The sequence below is a fragment of the Dictyobacter halimunensis genome (assembly GCF_036245075.1).
The window spans coordinates 4,654,132-4,672,245 of record NZ_BSRI01000002.1 but is presented as its reverse complement, the minus strand read 5'-3'; the positions used below and the strand labels follow the sequence as shown (position 1 = coordinate 4,672,245).

The 18,114-nt window shown below is 57.7% G+C and carries 17 protein-coding genes; 4 read left to right on the top strand and 13 right to left on the bottom strand.

Translation table 11 applies throughout. The annotated features are described in order from the left end of the window. Window positions 1-11: 11 nt before the first annotated feature. Entirely contained in the window at window positions 12-440 is a 429-nt protein-coding gene (locus tag AABA21_RS33220) for a hypothetical protein (RefSeq protein WP_338256913.1), read from the bottom strand. A gap of 336 nt (window positions 441-776) precedes the next feature. Between AABA21_RS33220 and AABA21_RS33215 the strand changes: the two genes are divergently transcribed. Together AABA21_RS33215 and AABA21_RS33210 are read left to right on the top strand one after the other, a co-directional pair. Continuing rightward, the gene (locus tag AABA21_RS33215; protein ID WP_338256912.1) at window positions 777-1,943 is read left to right on the top strand and encodes a sensor histidine kinase; all 1,167 of its coding nucleotides are present in this window, start codon (window positions 777-779) and stop codon (window positions 1,941-1,943) included. 2 nt (window positions 1,944-1,945) lie between these two features. Continuing rightward, the gene (locus AABA21_RS33210; RefSeq protein ID WP_338256910.1) at window positions 1,946-2,626 is read left to right on the top strand and encodes a response regulator; all 681 of its coding nucleotides are present in this window, start codon (window positions 1,946-1,948) and stop codon (window positions 2,624-2,626) included. Between the two features lie 40 nt (window positions 2,627-2,666). On the opposite strand, the gene AABA21_RS33205 is transcribed toward AABA21_RS33210, so the two are convergent. The 4 genes from AABA21_RS33205 to AABA21_RS33190 all read right to left on the bottom strand — a co-directional run bounded on the left by AABA21_RS33205 (window position 2,667) and on the right by AABA21_RS33190 (window position 7,549). Then, the gene (locus tag AABA21_RS33205) at window positions 2,667-2,906 is read right to left on the bottom strand and encodes a hypothetical protein (RefSeq protein WP_338256908.1); all 240 of its coding nucleotides are present in this window, start codon (window positions 2,904-2,906) and stop codon (window positions 2,667-2,669) included. Between the two features lie 77 nt (window positions 2,907-2,983). After that, complete coding sequence (locus AABA21_RS33200) at window positions 2,984-5,443, bottom strand: aldehyde dehydrogenase family protein (protein ID WP_338256906.1); 2,460 nt, start codon at window positions 5,441-5,443, stop codon at window positions 2,984-2,986. Window positions 5,444-5,461: 18 nt separating this feature from the next. Continuing rightward, window positions 5,462-6,469: a deoxyribose-phosphate aldolase gene (gene deoC / locus AABA21_RS33195; RefSeq protein ID WP_338256905.1), complete on the bottom strand. Its 1,008-nt coding sequence runs from the start codon at window positions 6,467-6,469 to the stop codon at window positions 5,462-5,464. A 69-nt stretch (window positions 6,470-6,538) separates the two neighbouring features. Continuing rightward, on the bottom strand, window positions 6,539-7,549 hold the full coding sequence (locus tag AABA21_RS33190) for a phosphotransferase (protein WP_338256904.1): 1,011 nt from the start codon (window positions 7,547-7,549) through the stop codon (window positions 6,539-6,541). A gap of 613 nt (window positions 7,550-8,162) precedes the next feature. Between AABA21_RS33190 and AABA21_RS33185 the strand changes: the two genes are divergently transcribed. Together AABA21_RS33185 and AABA21_RS33180 are read left to right on the top strand one after the other, a co-directional pair. Continuing rightward, entirely contained in the window at window positions 8,163-8,960 is a 798-nt protein-coding gene (locus AABA21_RS33185; RefSeq protein ID WP_338256903.1) for a ribonuclease HI, read from the top strand. Between the two features lie 500 nt (window positions 8,961-9,460). After that, window positions 9,461-10,117 (top strand): DoxX family protein, encoded by a 657-nt coding sequence (locus AABA21_RS33180; protein WP_338256901.1) that lies wholly within the window; start codon window positions 9,461-9,463, stop codon window positions 10,115-10,117. Between the two features lie 78 nt (window positions 10,118-10,195). Here AABA21_RS33180 and AABA21_RS33175 read toward each other — a convergent pair whose 3' ends face one another. The 8 genes from AABA21_RS33175 to rpsP form a co-directional block, all read right to left on the bottom strand. Next, window positions 10,196-10,687, bottom strand: a complete 492-nt coding sequence (locus AABA21_RS33175) for an LURP-one-related/scramblase family protein (RefSeq protein WP_338256898.1) — start codon at window positions 10,685-10,687, stop codon at window positions 10,196-10,198. Between the two features lie 406 nt (window positions 10,688-11,093). Continuing rightward, window positions 11,094-12,716: a diacylglycerol/lipid kinase family protein gene (locus tag AABA21_RS33170; RefSeq protein WP_338256896.1), complete on the bottom strand. Its 1,623-nt coding sequence runs from the start codon at window positions 12,714-12,716 to the stop codon at window positions 11,094-11,096. Window positions 12,717-12,914: 198 nt separating this feature from the next. Then, window positions 12,915-14,789, bottom strand: a complete 1,875-nt coding sequence (locus AABA21_RS33165) for a transketolase (protein ID WP_338256895.1) — start codon at window positions 14,787-14,789, stop codon at window positions 12,915-12,917. A gap of 438 nt (window positions 14,790-15,227) precedes the next feature. Continuing rightward, complete coding sequence (locus AABA21_RS33160; protein ID WP_338256893.1) at window positions 15,228-15,470, bottom strand: hypothetical protein; 243 nt, start codon at window positions 15,468-15,470, stop codon at window positions 15,228-15,230. A 450-nt stretch (window positions 15,471-15,920) separates the two neighbouring features. Next, window positions 15,921-16,151, bottom strand: a complete 231-nt coding sequence (locus AABA21_RS33155) for a hypothetical protein (RefSeq protein WP_338256890.1) — start codon at window positions 16,149-16,151, stop codon at window positions 15,921-15,923. A 200-nt stretch (window positions 16,152-16,351) separates the two neighbouring features. Beyond that, entirely contained in the window at window positions 16,352-16,909 is a 558-nt protein-coding gene (rimM, locus tag AABA21_RS33150) for a ribosome maturation factor RimM (protein WP_338256889.1), read from the bottom strand. A gap of 46 nt (window positions 16,910-16,955) precedes the next feature. Further along, a complete protein-coding gene (locus AABA21_RS33145) occupies window positions 16,956-17,186 on the bottom strand; it encodes a KH domain-containing protein (RefSeq protein WP_126597586.1) in 231 nt (76 codons plus the stop codon). 54 nt (window positions 17,187-17,240) lie between these two features. Then, window positions 17,241-17,534 (bottom strand): 30S ribosomal protein S16, encoded by a 294-nt coding sequence (gene rpsP, locus AABA21_RS33140; protein ID WP_338256884.1) that lies wholly within the window; start codon window positions 17,532-17,534, stop codon window positions 17,241-17,243. Window positions 17,535-18,114 lie beyond the last annotated feature (580 nt).

Here is an 18,114-nt window from a genome sequence, read left to right as displayed (position 1 = left end):
TGGCGCTTGCTTTAGCGACGCGCGAAGGTCGAACGCAGATGCCGGCCGTTGACGAGCACGACGACACCGAGCAGAAGCAGTCCACAGACTCCCTGTTCGATCTTCATCCAGAGCGGGAAGGTGCCGGGAAGCACGATGATAACAACGACGGCGATCAGCATGATGGCGGAGACGATGCGCAGTCGAAGATAGCCGCGCCTGGAGCCACGAGCCATCTGGGCGGTAAAGGAGGCCGTGAGCGAGGCGCTGGCAACGACAATGATGCCACGAATCCAGACGGCGGGAGTCACGATAGCAGGATTATTGCGCAATACAATAGCCGCCAGGAGGGTAAGCACGCTGATAGCGAGATAGCAGCCGACGAGCAGTTTCACGCTGCGAAACGTCGTCTGGCTCTGTGAATGATGCAGGAGTTCTGCATCCAGACCGGCAGTAGGCATAAGTATGTCCCTTTCTTTCTCTTCAGTGTAGTTCACTATTCTGTTGCACCGGATGGACAGGCCACGGTGAGTAATCAATCTTTCTGGTGCCGAGTATAGCCGGAATGCGTCGGACGACACATGCCCCAACAGTCACGAACGTGGACCTATTTTGAAAGTCGGCTACTATGGCTAAGGTCATGCTCCCCCACCTGCATCCGTGACCGCAGACACTGGCACACAAGAAAGCCAATGAGGTATACTCGAAAAAAATAAGCATAACTTTATGCAAGTTAGCTACCATTGACGGACGGATGCATGATTTATAAGAGCGCGCCACATATACACCCAAAACACATGCCATTAGGCTGGTTCACGCAATGGGCCGCCTATTGCGTCGTCGGGATAGGCTATATCTTTGGTCTCGTTCTAGAGCGCTTCAATCCGCTCGGCCTGCTTTTGCTCACAGGGATCTATATCCCCTGGCTCCTGATCTACCATAGCGGGAGACAACGTTCGCATCCGTTCTGGTGGCTCGCCCTGTTCTGCCTGGCCTGTGCCTCCCTGCTCATCCCTTTGCCGAGCAGAGACGATATCTACTGGCTACCGATCCTGCCGACAACCACTGCTTGTATACTGATGGCGGGTCGACCACGCACGTTCGCTTTAATCGCGGCGGCCGCCCTCTGCGTGGGCACTAGCCTCGCGATCACTCTCATCTTCCAACAGTGGGATCTCGGAGGTCAGATGATCCTGCTGATCTCGTTTGGCGCCACCTGTGGCTGCACAGCGACAATCAGCGAGCTGGAGGCGGCCCATGCGCAACTACAGGAGTATAGTGACCAGGTAGAGGAGCTTTCGGTCATTCGCGAACGCAACCGCATCGCTCGCGAGATCCACGACACGCTGGGCCACGCGCTGACGCTGCTCGCGGTCCAGCTGGAAACGGCGACTCAGCTCGAAGCACGCGGCGATCCCCGTCTGCGTGAGGAGTTGCTCCTGGCGCGGCAGGTAGCGAAGTCCTGCCTGACGGACGTACGTCACTCCGTTGAGGCGCTGCGACCCGACGAAACCGAGAGTGGTTCATTGCAGGAGCAGCTGCGCAGGCTAGTGGCGGAATTTGAAGCGACCAGCCATCAGACCCGGATCTCGCTCGATCTGGAAGAGGCGACTCACCCGCTGCATCCGGAACTGAGCCTGGCACTCTACCGCTGTGCGCAGGAAGCACTCACCAATATTCGCAAACATGCGCAGGCAACAAAGGTCCTGCTGCACCTATCCACGGGCGACGACCAGGTGGAGCTGACCATACTGGATAACGGGAAAGGGACCTCACCTTATCGCGAACATGAGGCGTCTGGCTTCGGTCTGCCAGGGATGCGTGAGCGTGTCGCGCTGCTAAATGGAACCCTGCGGGCCGGACCCGATCGGGGGCACGGCTGGCGCGTTGAAGTGGTGATCCCGCGCAAAATGCGGGAGGAAGGTAGGGCCATACGCGCACACGCAATGAGAGTGGAGGGATAGACATGGCAGAGCATCTGCGTGTGATGATTGTGGATGATCAGCGCCTGCTGTGCGAGGGTTTTCGCAAGCTGATCGAGCTGGAGCCGAACCTGGAGGTGGTTGGCATGGCGGGTGATGGAGTGGAGGCACTGGCTACAGCCGAACACCTTCAGGCCAGGGGTCTGGTCCCCGATGTGGTGCTGATGGACGTGCGTATGCCACGCATGGATGGCATAGCTGCTACCCGCGCCTTCAAAGAGCGCTGGCCCGAGATCCGCATCATCATCCTGACAACATTTGATGATCGAGAGCTGATCCAGGCGGGCCTGCAAGCGGGGGCGCTGGGTTACGTGCTCAAGGACATCACCGCCGAGCAGCTCGCCACGGCCATCCACGTGGTCGCCCAGGGGCAGGTCCTCCTGCATCCCGATGTTGCCAGTAAAGTTATCGCTACGTTCTCCTCGATGCCCAGCGAGCCCGCCGCTCCGACGTCGATCGGTGGGGGAGACATGGAGCAGTTGACCGAGCGCGAACGAGAGATCCTGACCTTGCTGGCGCGCGGGGCGTCTAATCGCGAGATCAGCGAGACCCTCTACATCGCGGGCGGCACCGTCAAAAACCATCTCAGCAACATCCTGGGCAAGCTGGGTGTGCGCGACCGGACGCAGGCAGCCCTCAAAGCCAGGGAGCTCGGTCTGTTGTAGCCCAGGTGCGAAAAGGCCCCATGGCACCAATACGTTCAATTTAAGGAAATGCAAAACGAGAAACGACCACAGTAGGTGCGGGGCTTGCCCCCGCTTGCTTCCTTCCCAAGAGTAAAAGCTTCTTCAAAGCGATCAGGAACGATTGCGTGCGATGCATCGCATCATGCTCGTTGCTTGTTCGAGCGGCGAGCATGCAAGCGGGGGCAAGCCCCGCACCTACTGTGGTCTCTTTTCTCCTCTGAAAATGAACATTTTCATGCCGGGTGGTATCACCAGACATGAACGTCTTGTTGCTTGCTCTAAAGTTGAATGTATTGCCCCGTGGCGCCAGCTAACGGCGCCACGAGGGGTACTTTTTTATTCGCCGTAGGGGACCCAGATGTTTTTGACCTGGGTGGCTTCGCGCAGGAACTCTTCGCCCTCACCCTGGACGCGATCGAGCCAGTTGCGGCCACGACCGCAGTTGACCCAGGTGCGCTTCATGTTGCTGATCGAGGCCAGTTCGACGGCTTTCGAACCCTCGGCGCTGCCGAAGTACCACATGGAGTTGACGTCGTGGTGCTCGGCCAGGACCTTGCTGAGGGTCTCGCGCTCGCCGGTGACGATGTTGATAACGCCGGCCGGCACATCGGAGGTCTCGAAGATCTGATAGCAGTCGGTGGCGCTGAGGGGCGCGCGCGACGAAGGGATAGCCACCACGGTATTGCCCATGGCGATGGCCGGGGCGACCAGCGAAACGAAGCCGAGCAGCGGATAGTCGTCTGGACAGGCCAGGCCGATGACGCCGATGGGCTCCTTCATGGCCAGCACGGCACCGCGCAGCGGCGGCAGATGTACGCTCCCCTCGAACTTATCGGTCCAGGCCGCGTAGCTGAAGAGGCGCGACAGGCTGGTCTGCACCTCGTTGAGCGCGTCGGCATAGCTACGACCGGTCTGCTCGGCGATGCGGCGCGCGAACTCGGCCTCGCGCGTGCCCAGGTTCTCGGCGATATAGTAGAGGATCTGGGCGCGATTGTGCGCGGAGGCGCCGCCCCAGCCGCTGGCCTTGTGCGCGGCCTCCACGGCATTGCGGATATCTTTGCGATTGCCCTCGCCGACCTCACCCAGCACGCGCCCGCTGGGACCCGTGATCGTCAGGCTATAGCCGGAGTCCGGCCGCGCCTGCTTGCCACCGATGAACAGTTTGGGCGTGCGATCGATGGGTGGGAAACCATAGCCATCCTGCGCATCGGTGACCGAGAACTCCTCCAGCGCATCCGTGTGGACCGCGCCGTTGCCGTTGCTGGCCGCCAGCTGCTCTGCGGAGTGCGCGGCCGCCTTCGCGCCGCCGGAACGGCCGTGGTGCGCGGCGAGCCAGGCAGGCTTCACATACTCATAGAGTCCCTCTTTGCCGCCCTCGCGACCATAGCCGCTCTCGCGATAACCGCCAAAACCGCAGGCCGCGTCAAACAGATTGGTACTATTTATCCAGACGCTCCCCGCTTTCAACTTAGGAGCGATATCCAGGGCCAGATTGATGTTGTCGCTCCAGATACTGGCCGCGAGCCCGTAACGGGTATTGTTGGCGATCTCAACCGCTTCCGCGGGGGTTCTAAAGGTGATGGTGACCAGCACCGGACCAAAGATCTCTACCTGAGCCAGTGTCGAGGCGGGTGCCACGTTGGTAAACAGGGTCGGAGGGAAGAACGAGCCATCAGTCGGACAGGCCGTAGACGGCTGCCACAGCTGCGCCCCCTCTTTAACGCCGATATCGACCAGGTTCTGGATCTCCTGTCGCTGTCCCGGCGAGACGATAGCGCCGATATCCATGGTCTTGTCCAGGGGATCGCCGATGCGCAGGTTCTCCATGCGCGCGCGCAGCTTCTTGACCAGGCGCTCGGCGATGTTCTCCTGCACCAGCAGGCGCGAGCCGGCGCAACAGACCTGGCCCTGATTGAACCAGATGGCGTCGACCACACCCTCGACGACGCTATCCAGGTCGGCGTCGTCAAAGACGATGAAGGGCGATTTGCCGCCCAGCTCAAGCGAGAGCTTCTTGCCGCTACCCGCCGTGGCTTTGCGGATGCTGCGGCCAACGTCGGTCGAGCCGGTAAAGGCGATCTTATCGATGTCGGGATGGTTGACCAGCGCGTCGCCGGCCTTGGAGGCCTCGCCGGTGACGATGTTGACCACGCCCGCCGGCAGCCCGACCTCCTGCATGATCTCTGCGAACTTCAAAGCGGTCAGCGAGGTATAGCGGGCCGGCTTCAGCACCACGGTATTGCCCATGGCCAGCGCGGGCGCGATCTTCCAGGCCAGCATCAGCAGCGGGAAGTTCCAGGGGATGATCTGCCCCACCACGCCGACCGGCTGATAGCCGGGTAGCTCGCTCTCCATCAACTGGGCCCAGCCGGCGTGATAATAGAAGTGGCGGGCCACCAGCGGGATATCGAGATCGCGCGTCTCGCGAATGGTCTTGCCATTGTCCAGCGACTCCAGCACCGCCAGCAGGCGCGCGTGCTTCTGAATGTGGCGCGCGATAGCGTAGAGATAGCGGGCGCGCACGTGTCCCGGCGTCTTGCTCCACGAGGTAAACGCCTTGCGGGCGGCGGCCACCGCCTTGTCTACATCGGCCTTATCGGCGGCGGCGACCTTTGTCAGTCCCTTACCGGTGGCGGGATTGCTGCTCTCAAAATAGGTTTCAGCGGCGGGCGCGGTCCACTCATTATTAATGAACAGCTGGAACGGCTCATGCTCTTTTATCCAGGCCAGTGCGAGAGAAGAGGCCTCCGGGGCCGGGCCGTACTCCATCGTCTCAAAAATTTCCATGATACTCATTAACATCACCTTCCCAGACTAGACCATCGGATTTTCATAAGCGGCGGCATATTGACCACTGACGAAGTGGGCTAGCTGGCGCTCGATGTCGGATAGCAGGCCGCTGGCGCCGAAGCGAAATAGATTGTTGTTCAGCCACTCGTTGCCCAGCTCTTCTTTAATCAGGGCCAACCAGTCCAGCGAGGCTTTGGCGGCGCGGATGCCACCGGCCGGCTTAAAGCCTACCTTATAACCGGTCTGCTCATAGTAATCGCGAATGGCGCGCACCATCACCAGGCCAACCGGCAGCGTCGCGTTGACCGGCTCTTTCCCGGTCGAGGTCTTGATAAAATCAGCCCCGGCCATCATGCAGACCAGACTGGCCATGCCGACGTTGCGCAGGGTCGCCAGCTCGTGGGTGGCCAGGATCGTCTTCAGGTGGGCCTCGCCGCAGGCCTCGCGGAACGCCCTGACCTCGTCATACAGCGCCTGCCAGTTGCCGGTCAGCACATGATGGCGCGAGATCACGATATCGATCTCGCGGGCACCGGCCGCCACGGAGGCCGCGATCTCCTGCAGCTTCTGCTCAAACGGATTGAGGCCGGCCGGGAAGCCGGTCGAGACGGCGGCCACCGGAATATCGCTGCCGCTCAGGGCCTCGACGGCCGTCTCGACAAACTGGTGATAGACGCAGACCGCCCCGACGTGCAGGCTGTCGAAGCCCAGTGCCTGCAGGATCTCCGGTCGCACCGGCTGGCGCGCCTTGGCACACAGGCGTCGTACATTGCCGGGGGTATCGTCGCCCGACAACGTCGTCAGATCCAGGCAGGTAATGGCCCGCAGCAGCCAGGCGGCCTGCCATTCTTTTTTCACGGTGCGGCGCGCCGGCAGGGTGGCCGCACGCCGTTCGATCGCGCTGCGATTGATGTGTACGCGACCGACCCACCCCAGGTCCAGGGGCATCCCTGGATTTCGTTCCAGGGTTTCGGTGGTAGCTGGCTGTGCGTCGCCCGCTACCGGCTCTGTACGCGCTTTAGTCGTGGTCATGGATTTTTTCCCTTTGACGGTACAATGAAAAACGGCATTTCTTCTATTATATTGAAATAAGAGGGCAGGCTAGTGACAGGCGTCGAGCAGGGCGGCCCAGGTGGGTGCGTGGGTCGCCAGAATACGCAAGCTAGCCAGCGTGCTGGTCGTCTCACGGAGGCCGATGAGCTGTTCTTCATCTGAGGCCACAGATTCGCCCAGCGTGCAACGCATGTTAAAGAGCAGCCAGCCAAGCATGGTGCCCATGTAGCCATTGATGGCGTCCTGGCCGGAGCTGACGATTGTCCCGCCGGCGTCACAATAGGCTGTCAACAGGACGGTGAAACGTTCCTTATCGCCCTCACCCGTGAGCAGGCCACTCCAGGTCAGGGCGGTCCCCACCAGTTCCATGGTCGGATTCACCAGTCCAGCCGCCTCCCAGTCGATCAGCCAGGGGGTCCTGGGATCGCTCCAGATGACGTTGGAGGGATCGCAATGGGTATGGCTCACCAGCATATGCTGGCTCAACACCTTGCCGGCCTCTTCATAGGCGCGGGTCCATTCGAGCAGGCGCGGCAGGACCGAGCGCACCGGATTGGCCCAGGCAAGATTGAGATCAGAGGCCTGAAAGGTCAGGATGTCCCAGTCCTCGTCCTCAAAGTGCGTCCACTCAAGGGGCGGCACTTCGGGGAGACGCAGGTTCAGGGCATGCATGCGCGCCAGCAGGGCTCCGACCTGGCGCACCTGCTCAAGCGTCACGCCTTCAGTCGATAGCACCGCGCCATCGACCCATTTATAGACAAGCAAGGTCATATCATCCAGCTCGTAGAGGACATCGCCCGCGTCATGCGCCAGCGCCGCCACGGCCGGGATGCCCCGCGCCGCCATCTCACCGGCGATCTTTTCAGATAAGCGATAGGCATGGTGAACGCCCGGCCGCTGTAAGAGCGCCGCGTTTAACTGCTTCAGCGCGAACGTGCCGGTGCTGGTCTTGAGCCGCCACACGCGATGCAGCAGCCCGCCGGTAACCGCCTGAGGTTCCTCCAGCGGCTCCCCCAATCCTGCCATGGCGCATAGATGTACGACTTGCATAGTATTCATCGAAAATACCTGATCTCTATTGTTGCTGCGTGTATCCCATCCCAACAAGCGGGGAGTGATACACATAAACAAACCCAACACAATTCTACCATAAGCGACTGATATTGTGTTCCCCCATACACGATCCCTCCGTAGGTTCGGCCCTCGCGGCCAATACGTTCAATTGAAGATCGTGCAAAACGAGAGAAGAACACAGTACGTGCGGGGCTTGCCCCCGCTTCTTTGCATCCCAAACGGAAAGGCCCCTCAAAGCGATCAAGGACGGTTGCATAGGATGCACCGCATCCTATTGGTTGCTTTGTCGAGCGGCGAGGAAACAAGCGGGGGCAAGCCCCGCACGTACTCTGGTCGTTTCTCTTGTTGCTTGCTCTCAAGTTAAACGTATTGGCCCTCGCGGCCGATTTCCTCTCCACGCACAATAATATCCGCCGAACGCGCGGGACCGGAAACAGATATTGCATATGTGGGATGCATTTTCATGCGGGGAGGAGAAATCGGCCGCGAGGGCCGAACCTACGGTGATGGCGGGCGAGATGGTGACGATGAGGAGGGGTCTGTGTTAAACTGCACCATACATGTGATATCGATCAATACCAGGAAAGGTTGTTTTGGCGTGAGCGAAATTCAAGCCTCGTTAGAGTGGAGTTCGATCCTTAAAGCTGTTCTCGATATAGATGTACGGTCCGGGCTGCCGGGTCTGGATAAGAGCGGGGTGATCGCCTATACCGATGGGGCGTGCATCAAAAATCCCGGCGGACCGGCCGGATGGAGCGCCCTGCTGTGGGCGGCCGTCGACGCGGTCGGAGAGCAGCTTCCCCGGCAGGCTCCGTGCGTGGAGTGCTACGGGCACATTCCCAAGTCGCCCACTACCACTAACAATCGCGCCGAGATCTCGGCGGTCCTGGCCGTCCTTTCGATCGCGCCCCCCACGCTTCCACTGACAATCTACAGCGATAGCGAGTATACCATCAAGGTCGCCACCGGCGTCTATCAGATGAAGGCCAATCCCGATCTGTGGGAGATCTATCGCCAGATGCTCAGCTATCGCAAGGCGAAGCCAAAATTCATCTGGGTACGCGGACACGCCGGACACGAGCAGAACGAGCGCGCCGACTACCTGGCGGGCCTTGGCGCCTGGAACAACAACAAAGATGGCTTCGAGCACTGGCAAAGCTCCCAGACTCCCGAAGCGCGCAGCGGCCTCTCAAGCTCTCAGATCAACACTATCCGCAAGCAGGTACAGCAGCTCCAGGCCTACGTGGATACGATCGATCCCGACAGTGGGCGCGTCACGCAGCAGGAGCGCAAGTTCATCGCCGACATGACCAAGCGCCTGCGCAAGAACAACTTTGTCCCCTCCGACAAACAGAGCAGCTGGCTACAGAAGCTGGTCGTTAAATACCATCTATGAGATCCAGGGAGCTGCCCTATTTGGAAAGCGCGTAGAGCGAGGGATCATTCACAAGGTATCGAACCGGCCGGGCACAGGTCGCTGCGCGACAAAGCTGGGGCAAGCCCAGCACCTACGGTCAAGCCCCATTTTTTCCAGAGGGTGATGCAATGGGTGGGTGAGGACGCACCCACCCGTTGCATCACCCTCTGGAAAAATACATGAGCGCCGCAGGCGCGAAATATATGGCATTCGGGCACGAAGGAAGAGATCACCGTGACTTCACAATGCGAGATCCGCATTGTGAAGTCACGGTGATCTCTTCCTTCGTTTTTGTGATCTTTATGAGAGGGGAAGGGCTTATTCTATGGATGTGAGAGATACAGAGAGAACAGGAAAGAAAAGAGTGGGTGGCAAGGGAGCGAGGTTCTTCCTGGATGGCTCAAGCAAAGAAAAAGAGTTTTGTAGCACGCTATCATCAAGATTTAATCATATCGATGTTTCGAAAAGGAGATTCGATCATGCGTCAGTTTCAAGCAATTCAACCACGCACAGCCACACAGATTTCAGAGCCTCCGATTGCTCGCTTCCTGTTTGCCGATACACGGATGGCATGGCTGTGGCTTATCGTTCGCCTGTATGTTGGGTATGAGTGGATTACCGCTGGCTTCGAGAAGCTGACCGGTCATTCAATCGCCATCGGCTCATTTGGAGAGGTGGCCAAGGGTGGTCCCTGGGTGTTCAGTGGACATGATGGCGCGGCCATGAAGGGCTTTGTGGCGGGCGCGCTGGCCCAGGCTACGGGAGCCCATCCGGCGGTACAGGGCTGGTACGCGGCCTTCCTGCAGAACGTGGCCCTGCCGAACGCGGCGGTCTTCGCCTATGCCGTCACCTTTGGTGAGATCCTGGTCGGCCTCGGCCTGATCTTCGGTGCCCTGACCGGTATCGCGGCCTTCTTCGGAGTCTTCATGAACCTGAACTTCATGCTGGCAGGCGCTGTGAGCATCAACCCTGTGATCGGTACGCTGGCCCTGTTCCTGGTCCTGGCCTGGAGGATCGGCGGCTACTACGGTATCGACCGCTACCTGCTCCCGCTGCTCGGTACCCCCTGGACCGGTACGCTCGTCCATAAAAATGAAACAAAACCGACCAGCAACAAACCCTCGCTGGCAAGCTGAGACAAGATCATTAATACGAGTAGAGTATGTGGCGGCCCCGACGCTCTCGCGTCGGGGCCGCCACATACTCTACTCGTATTAATGATCTTCTTGATGGTCCTTTACCATTTCGAGTACGACGGCGAGGGCGATGATGAAGGGGGCATCCACGCCGTTGGCGACATCGACGCCGTAGCTCTCGTGGAACAGCGAAAATTCACGACCGACGCGCCCCAGCAGGTTGCCGGCGTCGTCACTGATCGCGAAGTTCCAGGCCCAGAGATCGCCATCGATATGAAAGACCATACCATTGTCGCCCTGGACCTTGAAGCGCTCGCCAAAGAAGCGGAACTGCTCATGCACGTTGGCCCAGTGCTCACCATTGCGGAAAATATCATAGCTGGGCCGCAGGGAGATCAGTCTTTGCTTGATCTGGACCAGCTGCTGGCCGCTATAGAGGTCTCGCATCACCAGGTTATCGCCCACGTGGAAGAATTTGCCATGGATCTCAAAGACAGCATTTCCGGCGTCGTCGCGTACAGTAAAGGTGTCGGTCAGGCCCCAGGCGTGTTCTCGTAGATGGTAGCGCATAGGCGTGAATAAGCTCCTTTCAGCCCTATAGGTCTGAGAAGCGCAAGCGCCCCACGCTTCTCGCGTTGGTGGAGCGTGAGCGCCCCCGCACGGACGTCCGCGTGCGCGGCCGCACTGGTTTTTTTGAGTTAGTGCGACAGGGGCGCGAATGCGCCCCTGTCGCACTAACTCACTTATGATCGTGCAACATCGCTAGCGTAAAACATCTGCCTTCCGCAGTGATTTTGTATTATGGTGGTGCATCGGAGGCGCGGATGCGCCTCCGATGCACCACCATAATACTGACTTGCGAGCACCGTACATAGGTGTGAAAGCGCAGGCGGGCCGCAGGATTCTCAGACGAGATTTATGGTTGATCCTATGTATGGTAAACGCGGAAAGGGATCAACAATAAAAAGGAGTGGTCTTATGGTAGCACCAAGCGTTTGGCCTGGACTACGTTACGTTTGCTGCACTTGCCATCGACGATGATCACCGCGCCCTCGGCCAGGTCGCGCATGGCGGCCTCGATGTTGGAGATGCGACGCCCCTGGCGGTCGAAGATGGTGGTCTTCTCGTTCACGACTACCGCGCCTGGATCGGACTGACCTGATCTCTTCTGGACCTCTCCGGCGATCACATAGGTGTTGGGCGCCGAGGCGTTGGGTGCTTTACCGTAGACGGCTACCTTGCGTCCATGGGAGGCCAGGGCATCCATCACATCAGGCAGCTCTTTGCTCAGTTCCTTGACGTGCTCCATCTCTTGCTCGGATTTATCATCGTCGCTATGCAGCTCTGACTCCGTTAGCGTCTCTACCGCGGTTGTATGCTTCTGGGCGGAGGTATCGACGGCCTTTGCATCATCTTTACGATGGCGACTGAAGAGGCCATGCCTGACCCTCTGGGTCGGGGCCGGATCTGATTCTTGATGGTCAACACGATCTTTATCAGCCGGATGGTAGGTGTGCTCGAACAGCTCCTCATCATACGTCCTGGGAATAGCGACCGGCAGGGCCTGAGGCAGCGTATCGATCTGATAGGTGATATAGACCTGGTCCAGGGCCTCCTTATTTAAATGCGCCAATTTCTCCCAGTCGCTGGAGCTCAGATAATCTTTGAGCTTGATCGAGCTGCCATCTACCTGTAAGGGGGCGCTGGCTGGTACTCTGATGCGCAGATGGGCGCCCTTGAAGTACTCGGCGGTCGTGTTGTCCGGCTTCTGGCGCAGCAGCAGCGACGACAGTTGTTGCATGGTCGTCAATGCATTGCCAGATGTAATCACGCAGACATCGATGGCTCCATCATCTACATAGGCATCCGGCGTAATACGCTCAACCTTGGCGTAGCGGCGCGTATTGCCCAGCACGATCTGGATTGCCTCACCCCGCCAGAGCGAATCGTTCCCCTCACCAACCAGGATCTCAACCGGGAAAGGGTGCTGCGTAGGCAGTTCTTTAGCAGCTGACGCAGCAACGGCGAAAGGTCCGATCTGGTACTTCAATGGCTTGGAGACGCCGCTCATAATGGCCGCGTCCAGGCCGATGCCCGCCATCAGCAGGAAATGGTGGCGCACCTCCCCGCTCTCCTCAGTAGCCTTTTTACCAGCTTTAGAGAGTGAAATCGAGGGCTTATCGTCGCCCGGAAAAGCGATCGAGCGTAACGAGATACGCCCCACATCCACCTTGCGCGTCTCGCTATTGAGAAGGGCCAATGCGGCCTTCACAGGATCGGTTGGAATACCAATCTCGCCGGCCCACACATTCGCGGTCCCACCGGGGATCAGCGCCACGGTCGGTCGCTTGCCTTTCACGCTCATCACACCATTGACGGCCTGATTCAGCGTGCCATCGCCGCCATAGGCAATAACCACATCACTCTTCTTGCCCAGCGTCACCTCGCGCGACATAGCCATAATATGCTTGCCGTACTCTTTTAAGGCGATCGTAGTTTTGTATCCACCCGCCGCCAGCACAGCCAGAATATCCGACAACTTCGCCGTATTCTCGCCTGCCCGCGGATTGATAAGAAAGGAAGCAGTTTTATTAGACATAGATACCCCCTCGCTGCTATAAAGATAGAAAAATGTTAACTAATCTGCTAGGGACACGCGAGGCGCTGTAGTTCAGTTTCAAGAGTGGGATATTTGTAGGTATGAGATAAACGAGTGTAAGAATATGAAGCGTAGCAGGTGTGCATATGCGCACCTGCTACGCTTCATATTCTTATACTCGTTTATCTACGAATAATTTTATTTTGCGCCACGAACCAGGGTTTTGACGGCCTGGACGATGTCGTGGGTACTGATGCCGGCGGCTTCGAGCAACTGGGCGGGCTTGCCGGAGCTTGGCATCGACTCAACGGCCATTTTAATGACCTGAGGCATAGGAACAGCGGCCTGCGCGAACGCTTCCAGCACAGCCTCACCTAGACCACCCTCGGGCCAGTGATCCTCGACCGTGATGATCTTACCTCCAGCCTCAGCAGCGGCCGCTAGCAGGGTCTCATCGTCGATGGGCTTCACCGAGTAGGCATCGATGACACGGATATTGATGCCATCGCTCTTGAGCTGTTCGTAAGCTTCCAGAGCCTCATGCAGCGTGATACCTGCCGCCACCACAGTCACCTGGTCTTTATCCGACTGGCGCACGACCTTACTACCACCGATGGGGAAGGTCTCATCAGGACCATAGATGACGGGCGTCTTCTCACGTGTCGTGCGGATGTAGGAGATGCCACCGTGGTCAGCCATCTCCGCGACCAGCTTAGCCGTCTGGTTGGCATCGCTGGGATAGAGCACCGTGCTATTCCAGATCGCGCGCATCATCGCCAGGTCTTCCAGGGCCATCTGCGAAGGTCCATCCTCACCGATCGAGACTCCGGCGTGTGAGCCAGAGAGGCGGATGTTGGCCTGTGAGACAGCGGCCATGCGGATAAAGTCATAGGCACGCGACAGGAAAGCCGCGAAGCTCGAAGCGAAGGGAACCTTCTCACGCACCTGGGTACCAACTGCAAAGGCCACCATCTGCTGCTCCGCGATATACTGCTCGAAGTAGCGATCGGGATAGGCCTTGGTGAACTCGTTGGCGTAGGTGGAGTTGCTGACCTCACCATCCATTACGACCACCTCGGGATTGGCGGCACCGAGCGCGACCAGCGCATCACCGTAGGCTTTACGCGTCGCCTCAGTCGAACCAAGCTCGTAGCGTGGTAGCTCAAGGGGCTTTTTCTCTCCCAGTGGGGCTGGTTTGGCGGGCGCGGGCTTCTGTACAGGATAGACCATACTGCGCGCGGCTGGCTTCAATTCGTCGATGGCCTGCTCGGCCTGCTCGGCGCTCAATGCCTTACCATGCCAGCCATCTTTATCGGCCAGGAAGGAGACGCCTTTCCCCTTGATGGTCTTGGCGACGATGACGGTCGGATGATCAGTGGCCTCGGCAGCCTGGCGATAAGCCTGGTCGATCTCCTCGTAGTTGTGGCCATCAATGACGATGGCGTTCCAACCAAAGCCACGGGCGCGGGCCGCGTAGGCCTCGGTGTTCCAGCCTAGCTCGGTCTCACCACGCTGACCCAGACGGTTACAGTCGATAATCGCGATCAGGTTATTCAGCTTGTAATGCTCGGCCAGGTGGAAGGCTTCATAATTAGAACCTTCAGCCATCTCACTATCGCCCAGCAGGACCCAGACCTTGTAAGGGAGCTTATCCAGGTACTTGCCCACGGCCGCGATACCGACCGAGACCGGCAGGCCCTGTCCCAGAGAACCGGTCGCCACGTCCACCCATGGAAGCTCAGGGGTGGGATGGCCGGCCAGGCGGCTGCCAAACTTGCGCAGCGTCAACAGTTCTTCATCTTCAATCGCCCCACCCGCCTTAAGCATCGAATACAGCAGCGGAGCCGCGTGTCCCTTGGACAGGATAAAATGATCGTTCGCAGGATTCTTCGGATCCCCGTAATCGTAGTGCAGGTGGCTCAACATCAAGACCGACATCAGATCGGCCGCTGACATCGACGAAGTAGGATGTCCAGAACCTGCCGCAGTCGTCGAACGGATACTATCAACACGTAATTGCTGGGCAAGATTTGTCCATTGTTGCACCTGGGAAGTCGTTTCTGCAGTTGTCATAAGTACTCCTCACTATACGAGCATCGTACACTTTACATCCCGGTTTACTTGCATATGCAGGTAGCTGGTAAGCAAGCGGTGAAAAGCTTGCGCGATGCCAAAGGCCGAAATATCGGTTACCTGATATCAATGTATAGAGTGACAACAAGGCCGCGAGCACACGCTGAAACGGTCCTGTCAGTTTTTATTATGCACGCTGTCAAACAGCTTTGTGAAGGGTCTGCCTATAGCGACCACAACACCTTTTAACACGATTGGGCGCGGACCAATAGTTTCAGAATATCTGCTTGCGCGGGGGTGGAGGTGGATTTTCTAGCAGAGGAAGCGGAGCTGGTTATAGAACAGATAAAGTGATTCTAGAGCGGAACGAATGAAATGAGACATACACGATCTTTTGCGAAGGGTGTATGCCTCATTTTGGAAGCGTGGGAACCCGGTTTAGTGGCGATTTCTGGGGGCCAGGGCCCAGAACAGCAGGCCAGCCATCACAAAAAACATCACCAGCATAAATGCCATGACGGGATCGACAGCGCCAGTTACCGGAAACTGGAAGACGGCCGCCAGGAGTAAATAGAGCAGCCACAGTCCCCCCAGAATCGGGAAAACATATAGCCAGTTAAAACGCGCACGGGGGTTCGGTTCACGAACAACAACTTCATAGTCTGAATTAAGTGGCTCCATACCATACCTTTCCTTCAAGACCGCATAGAGCATATTCCTATGCTGTTTATTGCAGGCGGCCGTGAGACACATCTCTTCTATTAAAAATCAGAAATATGCCGGGTCGAGCAAATCTTTATGATAATATCGATCAACAGGTCGCTGGTTAAATCGACCCGCTGAAATTCAAGTCATATTATAGTCGTTCGCATCCAACTGCGCAACTTTTCTCATTCTCATCTCAAAACAGCTTTTGAAAATTCACCACACAGCAGGTTCTGCGGGGTTCACAGGGACAGCCAGCCCCTGTAAGGCCCCTGACCTCCCCTGGCCTTCTCTATTTTGCGTGTGGTGCCCTGCACAGGTTCTGCGGGGTTCACAGGGGCGGCTAGCCCCTGTGGGGGTCCAGGGGTCTCCCCTGGTCTTCTCTATTTTGTGGTGCCGCCGTCGGCGGCACCACAAAAAAGGCCTCTAGCGGCCAAAGCTGCAGAGGTCGAGATTGGTGGAGTCGCAGGAATCGGAATGAGCGGGCGAGAGCATGTTTTCCAGGAAAGAAATAGCGGGAAGGGAGTAACGTTTATTGAAGTGACGACGCAACTCAAACGCATTAACCTGATAGGTAGAGCCATCAGAGGCGGCGGTCAGTCTTCCTTCGGCAATGGCACTACAAACATCAGCAAGAGTCGGCATGTGGTCGGACATAAATTTCCTCCCCCTACAGGATATACTGCGGCGTGTTATACAATCAACGCAACAACAGTAGAAACACAAGGTACCAGTTACAAACACGACTAAACGTTCTTTTTTGTTTCACCGCGTCGTTTGTAGAATAAGGACCACAAGATGCGATCCCCGACGGCCTCCATTGGCCCCTTATCCGTACAGATGGTACATTTGCCTGGTTATTCGATCTCTTCTTGATTAGGATCATCTATCACCGCCTCATCATCCAACAACCCCTTCATAGGATCAATATACATCACCTGCCTGATCAGGTCAATCTGTTTGATGACCTCTTTGATGGCCGGGATCAAAATCTGCTGACCCTGCGTTCCCTTGATGACGTAAACATCGTTTCCCCCCGTGGTCCAGATGTCGGTAATCACACCGACCTCCTCACCGCTCATGCGCAGGACGCGCAGGCCGAGGATATCATGCTGATAGTATGAATCGGGCGGCAATTTGGCCAGTTCGGAGAGAGGAATCACAATATCGCGTTGACGCAGCTTCTCGGCAGCGTTAGCGTCATCGATACCCTTAAATTTGAGTAGCAGCATATCTCCCTTGTGGGGGCGCACCCCGACAATGGAGAGGCGATGGTGGTCGGGCGCCAGATAGACGGTCTCCAGCGACACAAAGCGATCGGGTACATCGCTGAGTGGGAAGACCTTCACCTCACCCCGAATACCAAAAGGGGCCACTATTTTTCCGATAGTAGCCCATTCTGTCGTGTTTTGCATAGCACGTAGCTCTATTTCTGTCTGACCAGCCTGAGAAAAACTCTGGTTATTGAATCTCAAGTGAGGTATGACGACCTTCACGGGTGCCGCCCGCGCGTAGCAGTGTACGCATCGCTTTGGCGACACGCCCCTGGCGACCAATTACTTTACCAAAGTCATCGGCCCCCACGTGCAACTCGAGCACGAGCGCGTTACGATCGTTGCGAACTTCACGCACCTGAACGGCGGAAGGATCGTCCACCAATGACTGAGCTACATACTCAATCAGTTTCCGCATATAGTATCCTTACTTCAGATACAACCTGGCCGGTGCCAGTAAGCAGGACGCTCTTTATTCAGCAGCGGGAGCAGCTTTAGCAGCGGCCTTCTCTTGTGTGAAACGGTCAAGGATGCCAGCGCGCTTGAGGAGCAGAGTAACGGACTCTGTGGGTTGCGCACCGTTTTTCAACCAGCTGAGAGCTTTTTCTTCGTTGATGTTGATGGCGGAAGGCTCGACGCGTGGGTTGTACCAACCGATATTCTCGATAATACGGCCATCACGGGGGGAGCGTGCATCAGCGATCACAACACGATAGCTTGGGGCTTTCTTCATCCCCGTACGTTTTAAGCGAATTTTGACAGTCATGCTTTATTAATTCCACCTCTGCCCCACACAAAGGGGGCTGTATTTTCAGCAGCGCCACGTTTTCACAGCACATAATAGTGGCTCTAAATTACGGCTTGATTAGAATAGCACGCTGCCGCGGAATTGTCAATGTTGCGTGTTGCGCCTGATTTTTGTGCCTGCGGCCCTGGGGCTTTCCCCGCCTTCGGCGGGGAAGAGGAGAGGGAAAGGGAGGTTGGGGACACCCCAAACCCCGGCAGGAGGGCTCGCCGCCTCCTGCACCTCTCGCCTACGGCGGCGCGGGAAAGAAAGGAGAAGGCCAGGGGGCTCCCCCTGAAACCCCGGCAGGAGGGCTCGCCGCCTCCTGCACCTCTCGCCTACGGCGGCGCGGGAAAGAGAAGAGAGGGCCAGGGGACTCCCCTGAAACCCCGGCAGGAGGGCTCACCGCCCTCCTGCACCTCCCACATAGACATGTTGTCCAGCCGTCAGGAGTGCTATAATGCTGGCAGAATGGCTGAAATGTTCGATGAGGAACGCTCAATATGGAAAGCATCGCAAGGCTATCACTGGTGATCTCAATGGACGCCCAGAAGGGACAAAA

Excerpts from the sequence above, each read along its gene's own strand:
- AABA21_RS33210 (WP_338256910.1), top strand. The coding sequence starts at position 1,946 with ATGGCAGAGCATCTGCGTGTGATGATTGTGGATGATCAGCGCCTGCTG.
- AABA21_RS33165 (WP_338256895.1), bottom strand. The coding sequence starts at position 14,789 with ATGACAACTGCAGAAACGACTTCCCAGGTGCAACAATGGACAAATCTT.
- AABA21_RS33160 (WP_338256893.1), bottom strand. The coding sequence starts at position 15,470 with ATGGAGCCACTTAATTCAGACTATGAAGTTGTTGTTCGTGAACCGAAC.
- AABA21_RS33155 (WP_338256890.1), bottom strand. The coding sequence starts at position 16,151 with ATGTCCGACCACATGCCGACTCTTGCTGATGTTTGTAGTGCCATTGCC.
- AABA21_RS33145 (WP_126597586.1), bottom strand. The coding sequence starts at position 17,186 with ATGCGGAAACTGATTGAGTATGTAGCTCAGTCATTGGTGGACGATCCT.
- AABA21_RS33205 (WP_338256908.1), bottom strand. The coding sequence starts at position 2,906 with ATGTCTGGTGATACCACCCGGCATGAAAATGTTCATTTTCAGAGGAGA.
- AABA21_RS33200 (WP_338256906.1), bottom strand. The coding sequence starts at position 5,443 with ATGAGTATCATGGAAATTTTTGAGACGATGGAGTACGGCCCGGCCCCG.
- AABA21_RS33180 (WP_338256901.1), top strand. The coding sequence starts at position 9,461 with ATGCGTCAGTTTCAAGCAATTCAACCACGCACAGCCACACAGATTTCA.
- deoC (WP_338256905.1), bottom strand. The coding sequence starts at position 6,469 with ATGACCACGACTAAAGCGCGTACAGAGCCGGTAGCGGGCGACGCACAG.
- AABA21_RS33220 (WP_338256913.1), bottom strand. The coding sequence starts at position 440 with ATGCCTACTGCCGGTCTGGATGCAGAACTCCTGCATCATTCACAGAGC.
- AABA21_RS33190 (WP_338256904.1), bottom strand. The coding sequence starts at position 7,549 with ATGAATACTATGCAAGTCGTACATCTATGCGCCATGGCAGGATTGGGG.
- AABA21_RS33175 (WP_338256898.1), bottom strand. The coding sequence starts at position 10,687 with ATGCGCTACCATCTACGAGAACACGCCTGGGGCCTGACCGACACCTTT.
- rpsP (WP_338256884.1), bottom strand. The coding sequence starts at position 17,534 with ATGACTGTCAAAATTCGCTTAAAACGTACGGGGATGAAGAAAGCCCCA.
- AABA21_RS33170 (WP_338256896.1), bottom strand. The coding sequence starts at position 12,716 with ATGTCTAATAAAACTGCTTCCTTTCTTATCAATCCGCGGGCAGGCGAG.
- AABA21_RS33215 (WP_338256912.1), top strand. The coding sequence starts at position 777 with ATGCCATTAGGCTGGTTCACGCAATGGGCCGCCTATTGCGTCGTCGGG.
- rimM (WP_338256889.1), bottom strand. The coding sequence starts at position 16,909 with ATGCAAAACACGACAGAATGGGCTACTATCGGAAAAATAGTGGCCCCT.